The following is a 14,982-nucleotide window of genomic DNA, read 5'->3' as shown; positions in this document are numbered from 1 at the left end:
GGTCAGCGCTGTCGATCTACGATAAGACGTCGATACTCGGATTCCGGCAGTCCGTATGAAGAACCTGCCAATTCCTCAAGGCCGGCGCGATTGCGGATCGTGACGAGGCTACGTTCCGATCGGATCAGCAGCTTCCCCTCGAGCGCATGCAGTGCGTCGGTAACACTCGGCCTGCGAACGCCGAGCATAAGCGCAAAGAAATCATGGGTGAGAGGCAGCCTTCCGCCGAGGCGATCCTGGCACATCAAAAGCCAGCGGGCGAGCCGTTTTTCGACCCCAAAGCGGCCGTCAGCGAGAGCGGTGGCCGCAATCTGTATCATGAAAACGTGCGCGAAGCGGAGAAGAACCCGCCGTATTGCCGGTCGATTGTTCGACAAAGCCCGCAATGCAGAGGTCTCTATGCGGTGTGCGGTTCCGCCAACTTGCATGAACGCGTAGTGCGGACTGCTGTCAACGTCGAGGAGGGCTGGGACGCCTGATAGCCCTTCGTGGCCGATACATCCCACCTCTATGCTCTCAGCGCCCCTGGATCCCGCGATCTCCGATGAGAGCCCGCTCTCGAAGAAATAGACGTGGTCGATGGTCTCATAGGACTTGAACAGGAATTCCCCCTGGTTCAGCTCAACGCGTTCAAGGCGTGCTGATACTTCGGCGAAATCATCCGCGTGCAGATTTCCAAGTAAGCCGTTTTTCCCGTCATATATTGGTTGCAAGTCGAACCCTCCACGCCGTCAACGTGGCCCCTAACCACATTGATGCGTTTCGGTTCCATCAGCTCCGGTTTTCGTACCGGCGGTGTCGCAGCAAAGGCGCCAGCCTAAATGCCAACGGCTCAGAAGCACCCGTCTGTTCGCGCGCCGCTGTTCCAGTTCTAAAGACCGGGCGAGGTCGTACTCACCACTTTGCGGCACGGGAGAACACGACCGCGGCGCCCCCGAGCAACGCGACGGCCATGAGAACACCGGACACGACCGGTATCCTCACAACCTGCCTGTGCCTCGTGGTCGTGATTTTTTCCCGAAGGGCAACGACGTCGCGCTGTAGCGATTGAAGTTCCGCACGTTGAAACTCGGTAGGGCTGTCCGGCTGCCTCATTGGACGTAGGCCGAGGAATTCACCCTCGTCGGGAGTCCGTCGGCGCCGACGCGGTCGCGGTGTGCGTTGCCGACACCGGATCAGAAGCGGGAAATGTATCTTCCAACCCTTTTTCCAGTCGGGTTTTGTCTGCCGCCGATTGGTCCGCTTGCTCGGCGAGCAGGGATTTGACGGCAGGAGAAATCGGTCCGTCTGACATATCGACCTCCATGGAAACCACATGTTTCGGGATTGCACAAATTTGCTGCGCCTAGACCTTTGCCGTCTCGCCGACCTCGCGTAGCGAAAGAAATCTCGTGGTAACGCCGACAAGATTCTCCTCAAGCCATCTCGCCATTGCCTTTTCCTCCGAAAGGTTGGCTTCGATAGCAGAGACCGCCGCGCCATAGCTGCCAGCCTCGGCAATCGTCTGTAGGGAGCGATACGCGGCAATTTCAAAGTTCTCGAACGCAAAATTCGCGAACGAGTTTTTGAGGATTTCGTCACCCGCCACGGTGTGGCCGAGCGCGGCCATAGCACCGGTAAATGACAACGCGAGATCCTTGAACGTGGAGTGATCTTCATTGAGCCCGGTTAGGACGTCCTCAAGGCGCACGATCTGCCGTTCGGTCTCGGCAATGTGCTGCTCCAGCTTCGCTGCCACCTCTGGATAGGTTTCTATCCTCTTGACCTGCGGTTTCATGATGCTGAGCGCCTGATTTTCCATCGCGTGTGCATTGCGCAGGCCGGCGATGAAAACGTCTCTGATCTGGTCGGAAGCCATGATACTCTCCTTTGTTCGGAGCGCTCCTAACCGCTGGGTCTCGGGGATGTTCCAACGCAATCCTTTGCAAGGCCTCTTCTCGTGCGAGCGCTCCAGGTGCGCGTTTCACTGTGCGATCGCAACAAATCCTACCTGACCACGATGGCGGGAAAGCCCTGAAATAGGTCGAGTCTTTGTGGTTGCCCCTGTGCCGGGCAGTACAGGCCATCGGCAGGCCACAGCGCAGAGTATTTGCCCTGCACTGAACACCCCGCGAATGCGCGAGGTTCTTATCACAGGACGGAAATCGAAGCGGGAAACAAGGCGGACTGCAGCAGGCGATTACAATCTCCTGTCAATGGCCACATGCTTGAAATAGTATCCCCTGAGGTCGAGATTCAAAATCGATCCTCGGCCGCGCGGAAGGAAAGACCATGATGCTCGAAGACTTGTATCGGCTGCTGAAGGCCGGCCATGTTCAGGCGCAGGGTGTCGTCGATACGATGAGCCAAGCCGTGGTGGTGCTCGATAGGAATCTATGCGTGACCACCGCGAACAATGCGTTCATCAAGACCTTCAGGGTCGACCGAGATGATATCATTGGCACGAACTTCTTTGAGCTCGGCAATGGTCAATGGGACATTCCAGAGCTTCGCCACCTGATCGCCGCCGTGATTCCGAAGGCAGCGGCTGTTGTCGGCTTCGAGGTGACGCATGATTTTCCCGCGATCGGTCACGGACCATTCTGGTCGACGCGCGGCGCCTGGTTCACCCGGACGACAACAGCTCAAACATTCTCGTCATCTTTGACGACGTGACCGAACGCCAACGACAGGATGCCGAAAAGGAATTCATCATTTCGGAGGCGCGGCACAGAATGGCGAACCTGTTTGCTGTCGTGCGCGCCATCGCCATGCAGACGGATACGCATGACTATACGGCCGTGGAATACCGCGACGCCCTGCTTGGCCGCCTCCAGGCGACGTTGCGCGCGCAGGAAATTGCCGCGAACCACGAGGCCGCCGACTTTGAAGGCTTGCTTCGTCAATCGGTCGGAGACGCCGGGGAGGGGCGGCTCGACTGCACGGGTGTCGCTATCCAGGTTCCAAGTTCGCGGGTGCTCGCCATCAGCATGATCCTCCACGAACTTGGCACGAATGCGCTGAAATATGGTGCCTGGTCTGTCGCCGGCGGGCGGGTCCATGTGACCTGGGCCGTGGAGGAAGGGTTGGAGGAGGCCTCAGACCTTGTGTGCGAGTGGCGGGAAATCGGCGGACCGCCCGTCTCGCTTCCGAGCCGGCGCGGCTATGGAACGGAACTTATAGAGGGAACCTCCGCTCATATTGGCGGGCGTGTGGAACTTCACTACCATCCAGACGGTTTAAGCGCATCAATCCAGATCCCCTTGTGAGGCCTCATGAGCGACCCTGCGGAAGATGCCATCGAACGCAGGCGATCCATTCTCGTTGTGGAGGATGAGCTGTTCATCGGGCTGGAGCTGAAGGCCTGTTTGGAAGATGCAGGGTTTTTGGTGCTCGGACCGGCCGGGTCGGTGAGAGATGCGCTCCGCCTGATTTCCACACAACGGCCGGACGCGGCATTGCTCGATGTCAATCTCGGAAGGGAGAATGTGATACCCGTGGCTGAGCGGCTGAATCTGCTCGACGTGCCGTACGTCATTGCCAGCGCCGCTGATGCTGCGGAGTTGGCTCGGTACGGCGCCCTCGCCGGCGCCCGCAACATCGGGAAGCCGAGCGATTTGAAAGTCCTCGTAAACTCGATTCTGGCACTGACTGCGTAGCTTCCACTCGATGGTGGCGAGCTGCCCTTGAAAACGGGCAACGACAACCAAATTGGTAGCGCCAGAATTGTCGCTGAAAGGAGGATTGCGATGCTGGCTGATGTCTACTTCTCTGTTCCCCTTCAGGTGTCCTTTCCCAACGGAGTAACGCGCTCGTTCGAGAGCGTCCATGACACCGTCGATTTTCTCGAAAATGAATGGCCTCTGCGTCATGGCGAGCGTTACAAACGCGCGCGGGAGAAATGCCGCGCTGCGCTCCATCGCATGAGGCCGGTCGCTATCGCTCGCGAGGCATTCGTCGCCGCGTGGCTGGAGGCCGGCCTGCCCGTTCAAGGTCTTCCGCCAGCGTGGCATTGGTCCGGCCCTTCTTCGCCGCCGCGAATGAGCGCTTAGCGTAAGTTCGCTAAACGTCGCCTGGAACATACGCGCGCGCCGCCGGTTTGGTTTTCACGATCAGCAGGAGGTTCCCGATGACCAACGACCGAGAGGACAAAATCCGCGAACGTGCAAACGAAATCTGGCAGCGCGACGGTTCTGAAGACGGGGTCACGCTTGAGCACTGGATTCAAGCTCAGGAAGAGGTTGATGCCGAGTCTGCCACTGAGTCGGAGGCGAGCGCACGAGATCCTGATAACCTGCAGAATCGCCCTCCACCGCCGAGTTAGGGCTCAAGCCTTGATCGAATACTCTTCACGCAGCCGCTCGACCCTCGCAAGGCCGGGCGGCCTTTTTCGTTTGTACGGAATCGGACAATGGGCGCCGCCGTCATTTGAATTTCGAAAACCGATCCTATTGTCATTCAAGCAGACCATCTTTCTGGGAGGAGAACATGGGAATTGCATTGAAGAAGGCCACTGTGGGCGTGTGGACCGTGCCCGTCGTCCTCGCATTCGAACCCGGGTGCGGCGAAACCGTTCATGGACCGGAACAGGCGCTCCACTACCTCTTGATCCGTTGGCCTGATCAGCGCGGAAGGCGGTACGAACAGGCATGCGCGGTGACGGCGATGTGCGTGGAGGGGCATGGCGGGCTGTCGCAAGCCCGAGAAGCCTTTATCGCGGCGGCCGTAGAAGCTGGTATTCTTTCCATGATGCGCACGGCCGGTCCGCTCGTGGCAAGCTCGATTTCTAACCCTTGATGAACAATGACGGCCCCTCTTTGACCCGTTGTCGCCCGCATCGTGGCGGGCGACGCTATTTCCATAGCCAAGCGGCCCGCGCCTTGGCTTGCTAGGCGCCGGTCTGCGCGTGCGGAGCCGCGACAGGCTTGGACTCCGGCGATCCTCGGAAACGCAGGAAAATCGAAAGAACGACCAGCATTGCCTTGCACTTGCTGGAGAGCGCTCGCGCCGCGACCCTGGACGCACAACGCCATGGGATGCCGATACCTACGATCTGGGAGCATGCTGTCAGTGCGCAATTCTGGTTCGAATCCTTTCAGAACTGGCAGTCGGAGTTTTTGTCGACCGCGGTGCAGGAATAAGGTGAATAGCGCTATTCCAAGCGAGTACGCGTAAAGCGTTCGGCCGAGACCGCCCGCCCGCACACTTTTCGGAGTGCCGGGTCGCCCGATTTGATCAGTGGGTTCCAGGTCATGCTCTTCAATCTGATCAGGGTCTTTGGATTCTGCGGAACCCCGCTGAAACAGAAATGCCGTCAGAACGACGTAAGCCGACATCTGAAGGAACTCTCTTTCCCAGTTTTCGAAAAGTGCGGATAGGAAATGGCCGCTGGCGACATAACTGGCGAAGGTAGTGGCAGGCAGGCGATGTTCAGCCAGCTCCTCGTTGTAAACCGATAGCCCGCTCACCGTCATACCGACCAGCGTTCCAATCGTGGCGGCGACGAGCACGATGGTCAAACCGTTGTCTCGAACAAACTTCATCGACCTACTCCGTGAATGACTGGTTCTCCAAACCGGTGCGGAACCGCGTTGTTCCTCAACAGAGCGCTTTGTCCGTCGCACCTTCCCGGACGGAACCTTTCGAGGTCCTGCTTGTTCGATTGCCATTCTTGAAAGGTGAACAGTTATGGCGAAAGAACTTGCGGGCGCAGTCGTGGTGATAACCGGTGCGTCGAGCGGCATAGGCCAGGCGACGGCTGAGGCTTTTGCCAGGCATGGGAGCCGGCTCATACTGGCTGCTCGAAATGGCGAGGCTCTTTCGCGGGTGGCGCATGCTTGCAACCGGCTTGGTGCGGAGGCGTTACCGGTCATTGCCGACGTCGGTGACGCCGCATCTGTCAGAGCTCTCGCTGAAAAGGCATTGGTTTTCGGGCGGATCGACTTCTGGATCAGCAATGCGGGCGTTGGCGCGGTCGGGCGTTTCGAGGAAACACCGATCGAGGCTCATGAACAAATCATTCGAACCAATCTCTTAGGCCATATCAACGACGCCCATGCCGTTTTGCCGATTTTCCTTCGGCAGCAACGCGGTGTCTTCATAAACATGATCTCGCTTGGGGGCTTCGCCGCCGCGCCGTTTGCAACCGCCTACAGCGCCAGCAAATTCGGTCTACGCGGATTTTCGGAAGCGCTGCGAGGTGAGCTTGCGGACCGGCCCGGCATTCATATCTGCGACGTTTACCCGGCTTTCGTCGATACGCCCGGCCTGCGACATGGAGCGAACTACGTCGGGCGCGAGATCACCGCGCCACCCCCGTTAATCGATGCGCGTGACGTAGCCGAGGCGATCGTTCGCGTGGCGCGTTTCCCACGTGCAACGACGACCGTGGGGGCCGTGACGAGTGTCTCCAGGCTCGTGCATCTGCTTGCACCCGATCTTACAGCACGCATTCTGGCACGCGGGATGGCCAGCTATTTCAAGCGCGCACGGCGCGTCGCCACGGGTGACGGCAATCTCTATCACCCTTCAGCGGATGCAGGCCATATCGATGGAGGGCTGAGATCGCCTCACCGTACCAGCCGAACGGTGCTGGTCGCGCTGGCAGGCATTGCGCTGCTCGGCTTCCTTGCTGCCAGACGCAGCCGACGATGATTTTCGGCGGCCCTTGCCACTTGTTGCCACGCCAGCCCAAAGCGCGGGAACATCTCCTACCCAGTCGAGTTGGCTAGTTGAGCCTAAAAAACTGGAGAACACCATGAGCGACGACGAACGCCGGCCGCTTCCGCCGCAGCCGGAACAGAAGCAAACGCCCCCAGGTTTGACAAAAGCCATGACGCCCGTTCCCGACCACGGTGAAGACAGTTACGTCGGGTCGGGCCGCCTCAAGGGAAAGGTTGCGTTGATCACAGGCGCCGATTCCGGTATCGGCCGCGCCGTGGCGATCGCGTTTGCCCGCGAAGGCGCAGATGTCGTCGTCTCCTATCTGAGCGAGGACGAGGATGCCAATGAAACGGCCCGCTGGATCGAACGGGAGGAGCGACGAGCGCTTGTCCTTCCGGGCGACATAACCACCGAAGAGCACTGCGCCCACCTCGTGCGCCAATGCATCGAGAACTTCGGGCAGCTCGACGTCCTCGTCAACAATGCCGCCTTCCAGCGCACCTATGCCGATATCGGCGATATCAGCACAGCAGAATGGGATCGAACGTTCCGAACCAATATCTATGCTCCGTTCTTTCTCGCCCGCGCCGCGATCCCGCATATGAAGCCTGGCGGCTCGATTATCAACACGACGTCTATCCAGTCGCGCCAACCATCGCCCCATCTGCTCGCCTATGCATCGACAAAGGGTGCGATCTCGAATTTCACGGCCGGTCTGGCCGAAATGGTGGCCGACAAGGGCATTCGGGTGAACGCCGTGGCGCCAGGGCCGATCTGGACGCCCCTCATTCCGTCCACCATGCCGCCGGAGAAGACGAAGGATTTTGGCAAACAAGCCCTGCTTGGCCGCGCCGGCCAACCAGCCGAACTGGCGGGGGCATACGTCCTGCTCGCCTCCGACCTCGGCAGTTACATGACGGGCGCCGTCATTCCCGTGACGGGCGGCGAAATCATGATCTGAACGGCCGCTGCTCAACAACGTCCCTGCGGTGCGGATCGTGTGCCCGCACCGCTTATGCGCAGGCAAAGCCTTAGGCCTAGAAACCGGAGATTTGTATATGGACACGTTCAAGAACCTGCGCCTCCCGGCCTGTGCTCTCTTGTTTCTCTTGCCCGCAAGCGCGCACGCCCAGATCAAGGGCGAGATTGGCCGCGCGTCGGACGTGATCATCGAGGGTTCAATTCTGGAGCCGGAAAAACTCCAGATGGGCGACGACGACAAGCTCACAGATCTCATTAGGGCGCCGGACGGCTTCAAGGTCGAGGTTTTTGCGCGCGATCTTGTCAATCCGCGCATGCTTGCGGTGTCCGATACCGGCGTCCTCTATGCCACCCGCCGCTCCGTCGGCGACGTCATCATGCTGAAGGATGCCGATGGCGACGGCAAGGCCGACGGCGCGGTGACGGTCGCCAGTCGCCCGGGCATGCATGGCATCGCGTTCGATGGCGGCAAAGTCTTCCTCGTGACGATCCACGATGTCTATACGGCCGATGTCAAGGAAGATGGTACATTCGGTCCTCTGACTCGTATCATCAATGATTTGCCCGACGCCGGCCAGCATGCCAACCGCACTCTCGCCGTTGGGCCAGACGGCATGCTCTATATCTCCTCAGGCAGCACCTGCAATGAATGCCAGGAGGACAATCCCGAAAACGCGGCTCTTCTGCGCGCCAGCAAGGACGGCAAGAGCCGGACGATATTTGCTAGCGGTCTCAGGAATACGATCGGCTTCGACTGGGAGCCAACGTCGGGTGCCCTCTACGGCGTCGACCACGGCATTGACTGGCTTGGGGACGATGTGCAGATCGAGGAACTGAACCTGCTCGAACAGGGGAAGAAGTACGGCTGGCCCTATGTTTATGGCAAGAGTGGCCTCAATCCGCATATCGACCCGCCGGAAGGAATATCGCTGCAGGATTGGGCACAACAGTCGAGCGAACCGCTGCTCGGCTACACACCGCACAGCGCGCCGATGCAGATGGCGTTTTATGACGGTAACGCTTTTCCGGAAGGCTATCGAGGAGATGCGTTCATCGCCATGCGTGGCTCGTGGAACCGCCGCCCGCCGAGCGGTTACGAGGTCGTCCGCATCGATTTCGAAAACGGCAAACCCGTCGCCTTCGAGCGGTTCCTTGAAGGTTTTCTGTTGCAGCAGGAGAACGGGAAATACGGCTATCTCGGTCGCCTGACCGGCGTCGCTGTGGGCATGGATGGCGCGCTGTTCGTTGCCGATGACAGCAACGGGATCGTCTATCGGGTGCACTACGAAGGCGGGCAAAAGGCAAGCGCGGACAATGCCGAAGCGATTCCCAACGTCGTGGCGGATAAGCCTGCGTCGAAGACCGCGCTCGACCTGATCGAGGCGAAAGAGGCGCAAGTGATTGCCGTCAGAAGCGCGTTTGCGGCGAACCAGCCGATTCCGCTTCAGTATAGTGCCGACGGCGACAATGCTTCGCCGGCACTGGAATGGGATGCCGGACCCGAGGGCACAAAATCCTATGTTGTCATCGTTGACGATCCCGATGCCGACAAACCCAAACCGTTCACGCATTGGGTGGCCTACGATATCCCGGGCGACGTCATCAAGCTACGCGAGGGGATGCCGGGGACACCAATCCTCCAAGAGCCGGAGGGCCTGAAGCAGGGCGCCAATAGCATGGGATCTATTGGCTATACCGGGCCCAAACCACCGGTTGGCGACCCCGCCCATCACTACCATTTCCAGGTCTTCGCACTCGATGTCGAGACCCTCGGCATCGATCCGGGCGCGATGCGTGAAGACGTGCTTGAGGCGATGAAGGGTCACGTTCTCAGCAAGGGCGAAATAACAGGGACATTCGAGCGCAGAGCTGGAGCCAACTGAGGAGAACAGAGATGAAAGCCCTGACCTGGCATGGCAAAAGCGATATCCGCTGCGAAAGCGTTCCTGATCCCAAGATCGAACATGGCCGCGACGCGATCATCAAGGTGACGGCCTGTGCGATCTGCGGGTCGGACCTGCACATCTTCGACGGCGTGATCCCCAGCATGCAACATGGTGACATCGTCGGCCACGAAACCATGGGCGAGGTGGTCGAGGTCGGCTCGGACAACAAGGCGCTGAAGGTGGGCGATCGTGTCGTGGTGCCCTTCACCATCGCCTGCGGTGAGTGCTTCTTCTGCAAGCGCGGTCATTACTCGGGCTGTGAGCGTTCAAACCCGAACCGTAAGAAGGCCGCGAAGCTCTGGGGAAACTCGCCTGCAGGACTGTTCGGCTATTCCCATTTGCTTGGAGGTTTCAGCGGCGGACAGGCGGAATATATGCGCGTGCCATATGCCGATGTCGGGCCGATCAAGGTGCCGGATGGCCTGACGGACGAGCAGGTGCTGTTCCTCTCCGACATCTTTCCGACCGGCTACATGGCAGCTGAATTCTGCGACATCACTCCTGGGGACACGATCGCGATCTGGGGCTGCGGACCTGTCGGCCAGATGGCAATCAAGAGCGCTTTTCTGCTCGGCGCTGAACGGGTGGTCGCCATCGACACCGTGCCGGAACGCAAGGCGCTTGCCGAGGCGAGCGGCGCGCTCGTGCTCGATTTCCGCGACGAGGATATTTATGACCGAATGATGGAATTGACCGCCGGCCGCGGAGCCGATGCCTGTATCGATGCGGTCGGCACGGAGCCGGACACCATGTCCGGCTTCGACGCGATCGTCGATCGGGTGAAAGTCGCCACCTTCATGGGCACGGACCGGCCGCATGTGCTGCGCCAGGCCATTCATTGCTGCCGCAACTTCGGCACGGTCTCGATCGTCGGCGTCTATGGCGGTTTCGTCGACAAGATCCCGATGGGGTCGGCCATCAACCGCGGCCTGACCTTCCGCATGGCGCAGACACCGGTGCAGCACTACCTGCCGATCCTGCTGGAGCGCATCGAACGGGGCGACATCGATCCGTCCTTCGTGATCACCCATCGGGCAGGGCTGGAAGACGGCCCCGAGCTTTACAAGACATTCCGCGACAAGAAGGACGGTTGCATCAAGGTCGTGCTCAAGCCGTGAGCCTCTGCGCGCCGATGGTTCTGTGCCACCCTAAGGACAAAATCGATGACCGATACCGATCGACATGAACAAATCCGCCGGCGTGCCTACTGGATCTGGGAAGAGGAAGGATCTCCGACCGGTGACGATCTGCGCCACTGGTCAATGGCGGAAGCGGAGTTCGAGGCTTCGAGGAAGGGGTCCAGCGGAGACGCCGCCACGACTGACACACCGGAAGTGGAAATCTCGACCGGAGATGAGCCGCCTCGCAAGAGAATCAAAAGGACCGAAGGACCTTGAGCCCGTGAACCACCTCGATCACGCAATTCAGGTCGCCCAGTCGGCGCATGAAGGCCAAGCCGACAAGACCGGACGATCCTATTTCGAGCACTGCCGTCGCGTCGCCTCCTCCGTCACCGATGACACCGGAAAAGTCGTCGCGTATCTGCATGATGTGGTCGAGAAGGGTAAAGGTTGGACGCTGGATCGGCTGCGGGAGGAGGGTTTCCCGCCCGACGTCATCAGCGCGGTGGATGCGATGACGCGGCGAGAGGATGAGGAGTGGGAGGCATTTGTCCGCCGGGCTGCTTCGAACTCTGTCGCAAAGCCCGTGAAGCTGGCAGACCTTGAGGACAATCTTTCGCAAGTGCAGACGATCGGCGAGGATGGTCAGAAGTATCTGCGAGCCCTTCGTCTAATCACTGAACGCTGACAGCCTCTCGGCAGGCGGCTAGCAGGCAACCGACGACAGGAACGCCTCGGTCAACATCACTTCCATCTGTGCTGTAAAGCGGCTTTCGAGCAGTTTCAAGGACGCGTCATGCGTCTCGTCCGTGCCACTGCAGACGGCATCCGTCAGGATGATGGCGCGATAGCCGAGATCGATGGCACCGAGGGCTGTGGCGAGAACGCAGACATCGGTCTCGCCACCGGTGATGACCAGCGTCTCCACGTCGTGTCCCTTTAGATAGGCGTGTAGCCGTCCGTCGATCCAGGGAGAATAGGTTCGCTTGTCGAAGAGGATAGCGGGCGGCGTAAATGCGGCGAGTTCCGGGAGGAGGCCGTACATCTCGCCCGGCAGGTGCTCGGCCGTCATCATCCACCACTTCTCGTAGTAGTTTCGCCACATGCCCATGGCATCGGTAGCGCGGGCGGGTGGGAGAAACCGGGAGAAGATCGTGCGCTCGGGATGGCGGCCCACGACTTCCAGGACTTCTGGCGAGACCCGCTCCATCCAGGCGACTTTCCAGGGCGTGTCTTCAGCGAACATGCGCTGCATATCCACGCAGATATGTCGCCACTCACTGTACATCTCCACTCCCGTTGCTTCGCATCGGACCGGGCGTCTTCCGCCGCGGAGAGGGTCGGGCGGAGAGCGCTTCTCCGCCCGTTCCGCGTCATGCCGCCTTGGTCTTGCCTTCGCGGTTGACCTTGGCCTCTGCAAGCTGCGTCAGGGCCTGGTCGGTCTTGGTTTCCTCGGCGAGCGTCTGGTCGAGGAGTTTGGCGACATCGTTCTTGCCAAGCTGCATCGCCCAGGACTTCAAGGTGCCGTAGCGGGCGATCTCGTAGTGCTCGACGGCCTGCGCAGCGGCGAGAAGGCCTGCGTCGAGTGCGGGCGACCCCTTGAATTCCTCGAGGATTTCCTGGCCTTCTTCGAGAATGCCGTCGATGGCCGGGCAAGTCTTGCCGCGGGCGGGCTTGCCGAGAAGCTCGAACACCTGCACGAGCCGCTCGACTTGGCCCTCGGTTTCCTGCAGGTGCTTGTCGAAGGCGGCCTTCAGGTCCTCGGCCTCGGCGCCGCGGATCATCTTCTTGAGGCCGGCAATGATCTTGCGCTCGGCGTAGTAGATGTCCTTGATACCATCGAGGAAAAGGTCTTCCATTGTCTTGGTTGGCATGGGTCTCTCCTGTTGTTGTGAACATTAGCCTAGATGGCAGGCGCGATCGCGCGGGGAGCTAACCAGCCTTGTGGACCTTTGTTCCCCGCGGATGCTGCAAGGCAAGCCACCCGCTATGCGGACGGAACGGATGCCTTGCCGAGCTTGACGGAGGGCTCGCGCGCCCAAAGGCGCAGCTTGCCGAGTTCCGCGACGAAGGCCGAGAGGCCGTCTTCACACGGCAGTTCGATGACGCCTTCATCGAGCTTGTCGGCGATCCCGGCCTTCTCCAGAAGCGGGAAGGCATCGGCGGCGTGGCCAATGAACTTGCAGTGCTGGAAGGCATCGGCGACGAAGTCGCGCGCGGTCGCCTCCTGCAGAAGGTCGTCCATGGCTGCCTTGGCCGGCAGCAGCGCCACCGCGTCGAAAAGCACGGACGGGCCGCCGTCAATCATGAACTGCGCCGGTACCCATGATCCGTCGGACGCTGTCACGCCACCAACTTTCGGCGCGATCAGGGCGACCTCAGCCTTTTCCGCCAGAATGGCGTCCTGCAGGCCGGTCAAGAGGTCGATATCGACGCCGTCCGTAATGAGGATGCCAAGCTTGCGCCCCTCGAAGCGCTTCGGTCCCCGCTCCACGATGCTCAGCGCCGGCGAGGGCTCGAGGTCCTGCCGTGTCGGCATTGCGGCATCGGCGGGTTTCGGCATGGACTGGAAGCCGAGCTTTTCGCCGACGGTGTTGGCGAGGGTCTCGTCGATATTCATCACATGCGAGACGACGCGCTCACGGATCACGGGTGTTTCGACCTTGCTGAGCTCAAAGGTCAGAGCGGCCGCGATGTGCCGTTGCTCGGCCGGGGTTTGGCTAATGTAGAACTGGCGCGCCTGGCTATAGTGGTCGGCAAAGCTTTCGGGGCGTAGCCTCACCTTCTGGCCCTGCTCTTCGGCGGGGAAATGCGGGAACCCGGCGACCGGCGATTCACGCGGTCCTTCTCCCCAGGAGTTGGGCTGGTAATTGGCGCGGCCGACGGGGTTGCGCATGGCCATATGCCCGTCCTGCTGGAAGTGATGGAAAGGGCATTTGGGTGCGTTGATCGGGATATGTGTGAAGTTCGGGCTGCCCAGACGCTTAAGCTGCGTATCGAGGTAGGAGAAGTTCCGCCCCTGCAGCAGCGGATCGTTGGAAAAATCGATACCGGGCGGTACGTTCTGGGTCATGAACGCGACCTGCTCCGTCTCGGCAAAGAAATTCTCCGGCATGCGATCGAGGACGAGGCGGCCGACCGGTTTCACCGGCAGGACCTCCTCGGGGATGATCTTGGTAGGGTCGAGGATGTCGAAGTCGAAACTGTCGGCAAAATCCTGATCGAACAGCTGGAGACAGAGCTCCCATTCGGGGAAGTTGCCCGACTGGATGGCGTTCCACAGGTCGCGGCGGTGATAGTCCGGGTCGGCACCGTTGATCTTCACGGCCTCGTTCCAGGCGACGGATTGCAGGCCGAGCTTGGGTTTCCAGTGGAATTTGACGAACGTGGACTCACCCTTCGCGTTGACCAGGCGGAAGGTATGAACACCGAACCCTTCCATGAAGCGGAAGGAACGGGGAATGGCCCGGTCCGACATGACCCACATGATCATGTGCATGCTTTCCGGTGTCAGACTGATGAAGTCCCAGAAATTATCATGCGCGCTCTGGGCCTGTGGGAAGGCACGGTCGGGCTCCTGCTTCACCGCATGCACCATGTCCGGGAACTTGATGGCATCCTGGATGAAGAAGACCGGGATGTTGTTGCCGACAAGATCCCAGTTGCCCTCCTGCGTGTAGAGTTTGACGGCAAAGCCGCGCACGTCGCGGGCCAGATCGAAGGAACCCTTGTTTCCTGCGACGGTGGAAAAGCGAACAAAAGCCGGCGTCTTCTCGCCGGCGCGCTGAAAGAGGTCGGCGCGCGTATACGCAGCGAGGGACTCGTAAGTCTCGAAGAAGCCGTGCGCTCCATACCCGCGTGCATGCACCACCCGTTCGGGAATGCGCTCGTGGTCGAAATGGAAGATCTTCTCGCGGAAATGAAAGTCGTCGACCAGCAACGGCCCGCGTGCGCCGACGCGGAGCGAGTTCTGGTCATCAGCGACAGGACCACCTTGTGCCGTCGTCAGAACGGGCGTTTCGCCCTCGGCGACCTGGTGCAGTTCGCCGCCATCGCCACGCACTAGCTTTTGGTCGTGGATCTGCGCGGCCGTTGCCGTGGATTTCGATGATTTCGCCGATGCTGCTTTCGGTGATGTGGTCTTGGCCATGGTGCGCTCCCTGTTTGCGACTAGCCAACAACACGTGCGGCGAAAGGTTCCGTACGTCGGCATTTTCGTGCTCCCGACGACGGAGTCTGTCCGCAAACGTACAGGAACTTCGTCCCTCCTCTCCGGTTTTGACCATCCCGAT

17 protein-coding genes and 1 pseudogene are annotated in these 14,982 nt (G+C 60.2%); 12 read left to right on the top strand and 6 right to left on the bottom strand.

What is annotated here, in order from left to right:
* Nucleotides 1-2: 2 nt before the first annotated feature.
* Together Q9316_RS24875 and Q9316_RS24870 are read right to left on the bottom strand one after the other, a co-directional pair.
* Nucleotides 3-713, bottom strand: coding sequence for a Crp/Fnr family transcriptional regulator (locus tag Q9316_RS24875; RefSeq protein WP_306035957.1), 711 nt, complete (start codon nucleotides 711-713; stop codon nucleotides 3-5).
* Nucleotides 714-1,345: 632 nt separating this feature from the next.
* Entirely contained in the window at nucleotides 1,346-1,858 is a 513-nt protein-coding gene (locus Q9316_RS24870; protein ID WP_306035956.1) for a ferritin-like domain-containing protein, read from the bottom strand.
* A gap of 413 nt (nucleotides 1,859-2,271) precedes the next feature.
* On the opposite strand from Q9316_RS24870, the gene Q9316_RS25790 reads away from it, so the two are divergent.
* From Q9316_RS25790 to Q9316_RS25780, 6 genes are all read left to right on the top strand, one after another.
* Nucleotides 2,272-2,655: a PAS domain-containing protein gene (locus Q9316_RS25790; RefSeq protein WP_371878063.1), complete on the top strand. Its 384-nt coding sequence runs from the start codon at nucleotides 2,272-2,274 to the stop codon at nucleotides 2,653-2,655.
* 59 nt (nucleotides 2,656-2,714) lie between these two features.
* Nucleotides 2,715-3,248 carry an HWE histidine kinase domain-containing protein gene (locus tag Q9316_RS25785; protein ID WP_371878062.1) on the top strand — a complete coding sequence of 178 codons (534 nt, stop codon included), beginning with the start codon at nucleotides 2,715-2,717 and terminating at the stop codon, nucleotides 3,246-3,248.
* Nucleotides 3,249-3,254: 6 nt separating this feature from the next.
* Entirely contained in the window at nucleotides 3,255-3,638 is a 384-nt protein-coding gene (locus Q9316_RS24860; RefSeq protein WP_306035955.1) for a response regulator, read from the top strand.
* A 90-nt stretch (nucleotides 3,639-3,728) separates the two neighbouring features.
* Nucleotides 3,729-4,031: a DUF982 domain-containing protein gene (locus tag Q9316_RS24855; protein WP_306035954.1), complete on the top strand. Its 303-nt coding sequence runs from the start codon at nucleotides 3,729-3,731 to the stop codon at nucleotides 4,029-4,031.
* A gap of 77 nt (nucleotides 4,032-4,108) precedes the next feature.
* On the top strand, nucleotides 4,109-4,303 hold the full coding sequence (locus Q9316_RS24850) for a DUF2934 domain-containing protein (RefSeq protein ID WP_306035953.1): 195 nt from the start codon (nucleotides 4,109-4,111) through the stop codon (nucleotides 4,301-4,303).
* 164 nt (nucleotides 4,304-4,467) lie between these two features.
* A complete protein-coding gene (locus Q9316_RS25780) occupies nucleotides 4,468-4,776 on the top strand; it encodes a DUF982 domain-containing protein (RefSeq protein WP_371878061.1) in 309 nt (102 codons plus the stop codon).
* Between the two features lie 395 nt (nucleotides 4,777-5,171).
* On the opposite strand, the pseudogene Q9316_RS25765 reads toward Q9316_RS25780, so the two are convergent.
* Nucleotides 5,172-5,522, bottom strand: a pseudogene (locus tag Q9316_RS25765) (DUF6766 family protein); the annotation flags it as partial.
* A gap of 145 nt (nucleotides 5,523-5,667) precedes the next feature.
* Between Q9316_RS25765 and Q9316_RS24840 the strand changes: the two are divergent.
* The 6 genes from Q9316_RS24840 to Q9316_RS24815 all read left to right on the top strand — a co-directional run bounded on the left by Q9316_RS24840 (nucleotide 5,668) and on the right by Q9316_RS24815 (nucleotide 11,378).
* Nucleotides 5,668-6,633: an SDR family oxidoreductase gene (locus tag Q9316_RS24840; RefSeq protein WP_306035951.1), complete on the top strand. Its 966-nt coding sequence runs from the start codon at nucleotides 5,668-5,670 to the stop codon at nucleotides 6,631-6,633.
* A gap of 103 nt (nucleotides 6,634-6,736) precedes the next feature.
* Complete coding sequence (locus Q9316_RS24835; RefSeq protein ID WP_306035950.1) at nucleotides 6,737-7,603, top strand: SDR family oxidoreductase; 867 nt, start codon at nucleotides 6,737-6,739, stop codon at nucleotides 7,601-7,603.
* Nucleotides 7,604-7,700: 97 nt separating this feature from the next.
* Nucleotides 7,701-9,506 (top strand): YbhB/YbcL family Raf kinase inhibitor-like protein, encoded by a 1,806-nt coding sequence (locus tag Q9316_RS24830; RefSeq protein ID WP_306035949.1) that lies wholly within the window; start codon nucleotides 7,701-7,703, stop codon nucleotides 9,504-9,506.
* An 11-nt stretch (nucleotides 9,507-9,517) separates the two neighbouring features.
* Entirely contained in the window at nucleotides 9,518-10,687 is a 1,170-nt protein-coding gene (locus Q9316_RS24825; protein ID WP_306035948.1) for a zinc-dependent alcohol dehydrogenase, read from the top strand.
* Between the two features lie 45 nt (nucleotides 10,688-10,732).
* On the top strand, nucleotides 10,733-10,966 hold the full coding sequence (locus Q9316_RS24820) for a DUF2934 domain-containing protein (RefSeq protein ID WP_306035947.1): 234 nt from the start codon (nucleotides 10,733-10,735) through the stop codon (nucleotides 10,964-10,966).
* 4 nt (nucleotides 10,967-10,970) lie between these two features.
* Entirely contained in the window at nucleotides 10,971-11,378 is a 408-nt protein-coding gene (locus tag Q9316_RS24815; protein WP_306035946.1) for an HD domain-containing protein, read from the top strand.
* A gap of 18 nt (nucleotides 11,379-11,396) precedes the next feature.
* Here the strand turns inward: Q9316_RS24815 and Q9316_RS24810 are convergent, their stop codons facing one another.
* The 3 genes from Q9316_RS24810 to catE form a co-directional block, all read right to left on the bottom strand.
* Nucleotides 11,397-11,978, bottom strand: a complete 582-nt coding sequence (locus tag Q9316_RS24810) for a cysteine hydrolase family protein (protein ID WP_306035945.1) — start codon at nucleotides 11,976-11,978, stop codon at nucleotides 11,397-11,399.
* A gap of 85 nt (nucleotides 11,979-12,063) precedes the next feature.
* Nucleotides 12,064-12,564 (bottom strand): YciE/YciF ferroxidase family protein, encoded by a 501-nt coding sequence (locus Q9316_RS24805; RefSeq protein ID WP_023513649.1) that lies wholly within the window; start codon nucleotides 12,562-12,564, stop codon nucleotides 12,064-12,066.
* A 113-nt stretch (nucleotides 12,565-12,677) separates the two neighbouring features.
* Nucleotides 12,678-14,840: a catalase C gene (gene catE / locus Q9316_RS24800; protein WP_306036367.1), complete on the bottom strand. Its 2,163-nt coding sequence runs from the start codon at nucleotides 14,838-14,840 to the stop codon at nucleotides 12,678-12,680.
* Nucleotides 14,841-14,982 lie beyond the last annotated feature (142 nt).

The sequence above is a fragment of the Shinella zoogloeoides genome (genome assembly GCF_030733845.1).
Classification (GTDB): Bacteria; Pseudomonadota; Alphaproteobacteria; order Rhizobiales; family Rhizobiaceae; genus Shinella; species Shinella zoogloeoides_C.
Note: the sequence above shows the minus strand (reverse complement) of the source record. Positions and strands in the feature narration are given on the sequence as shown.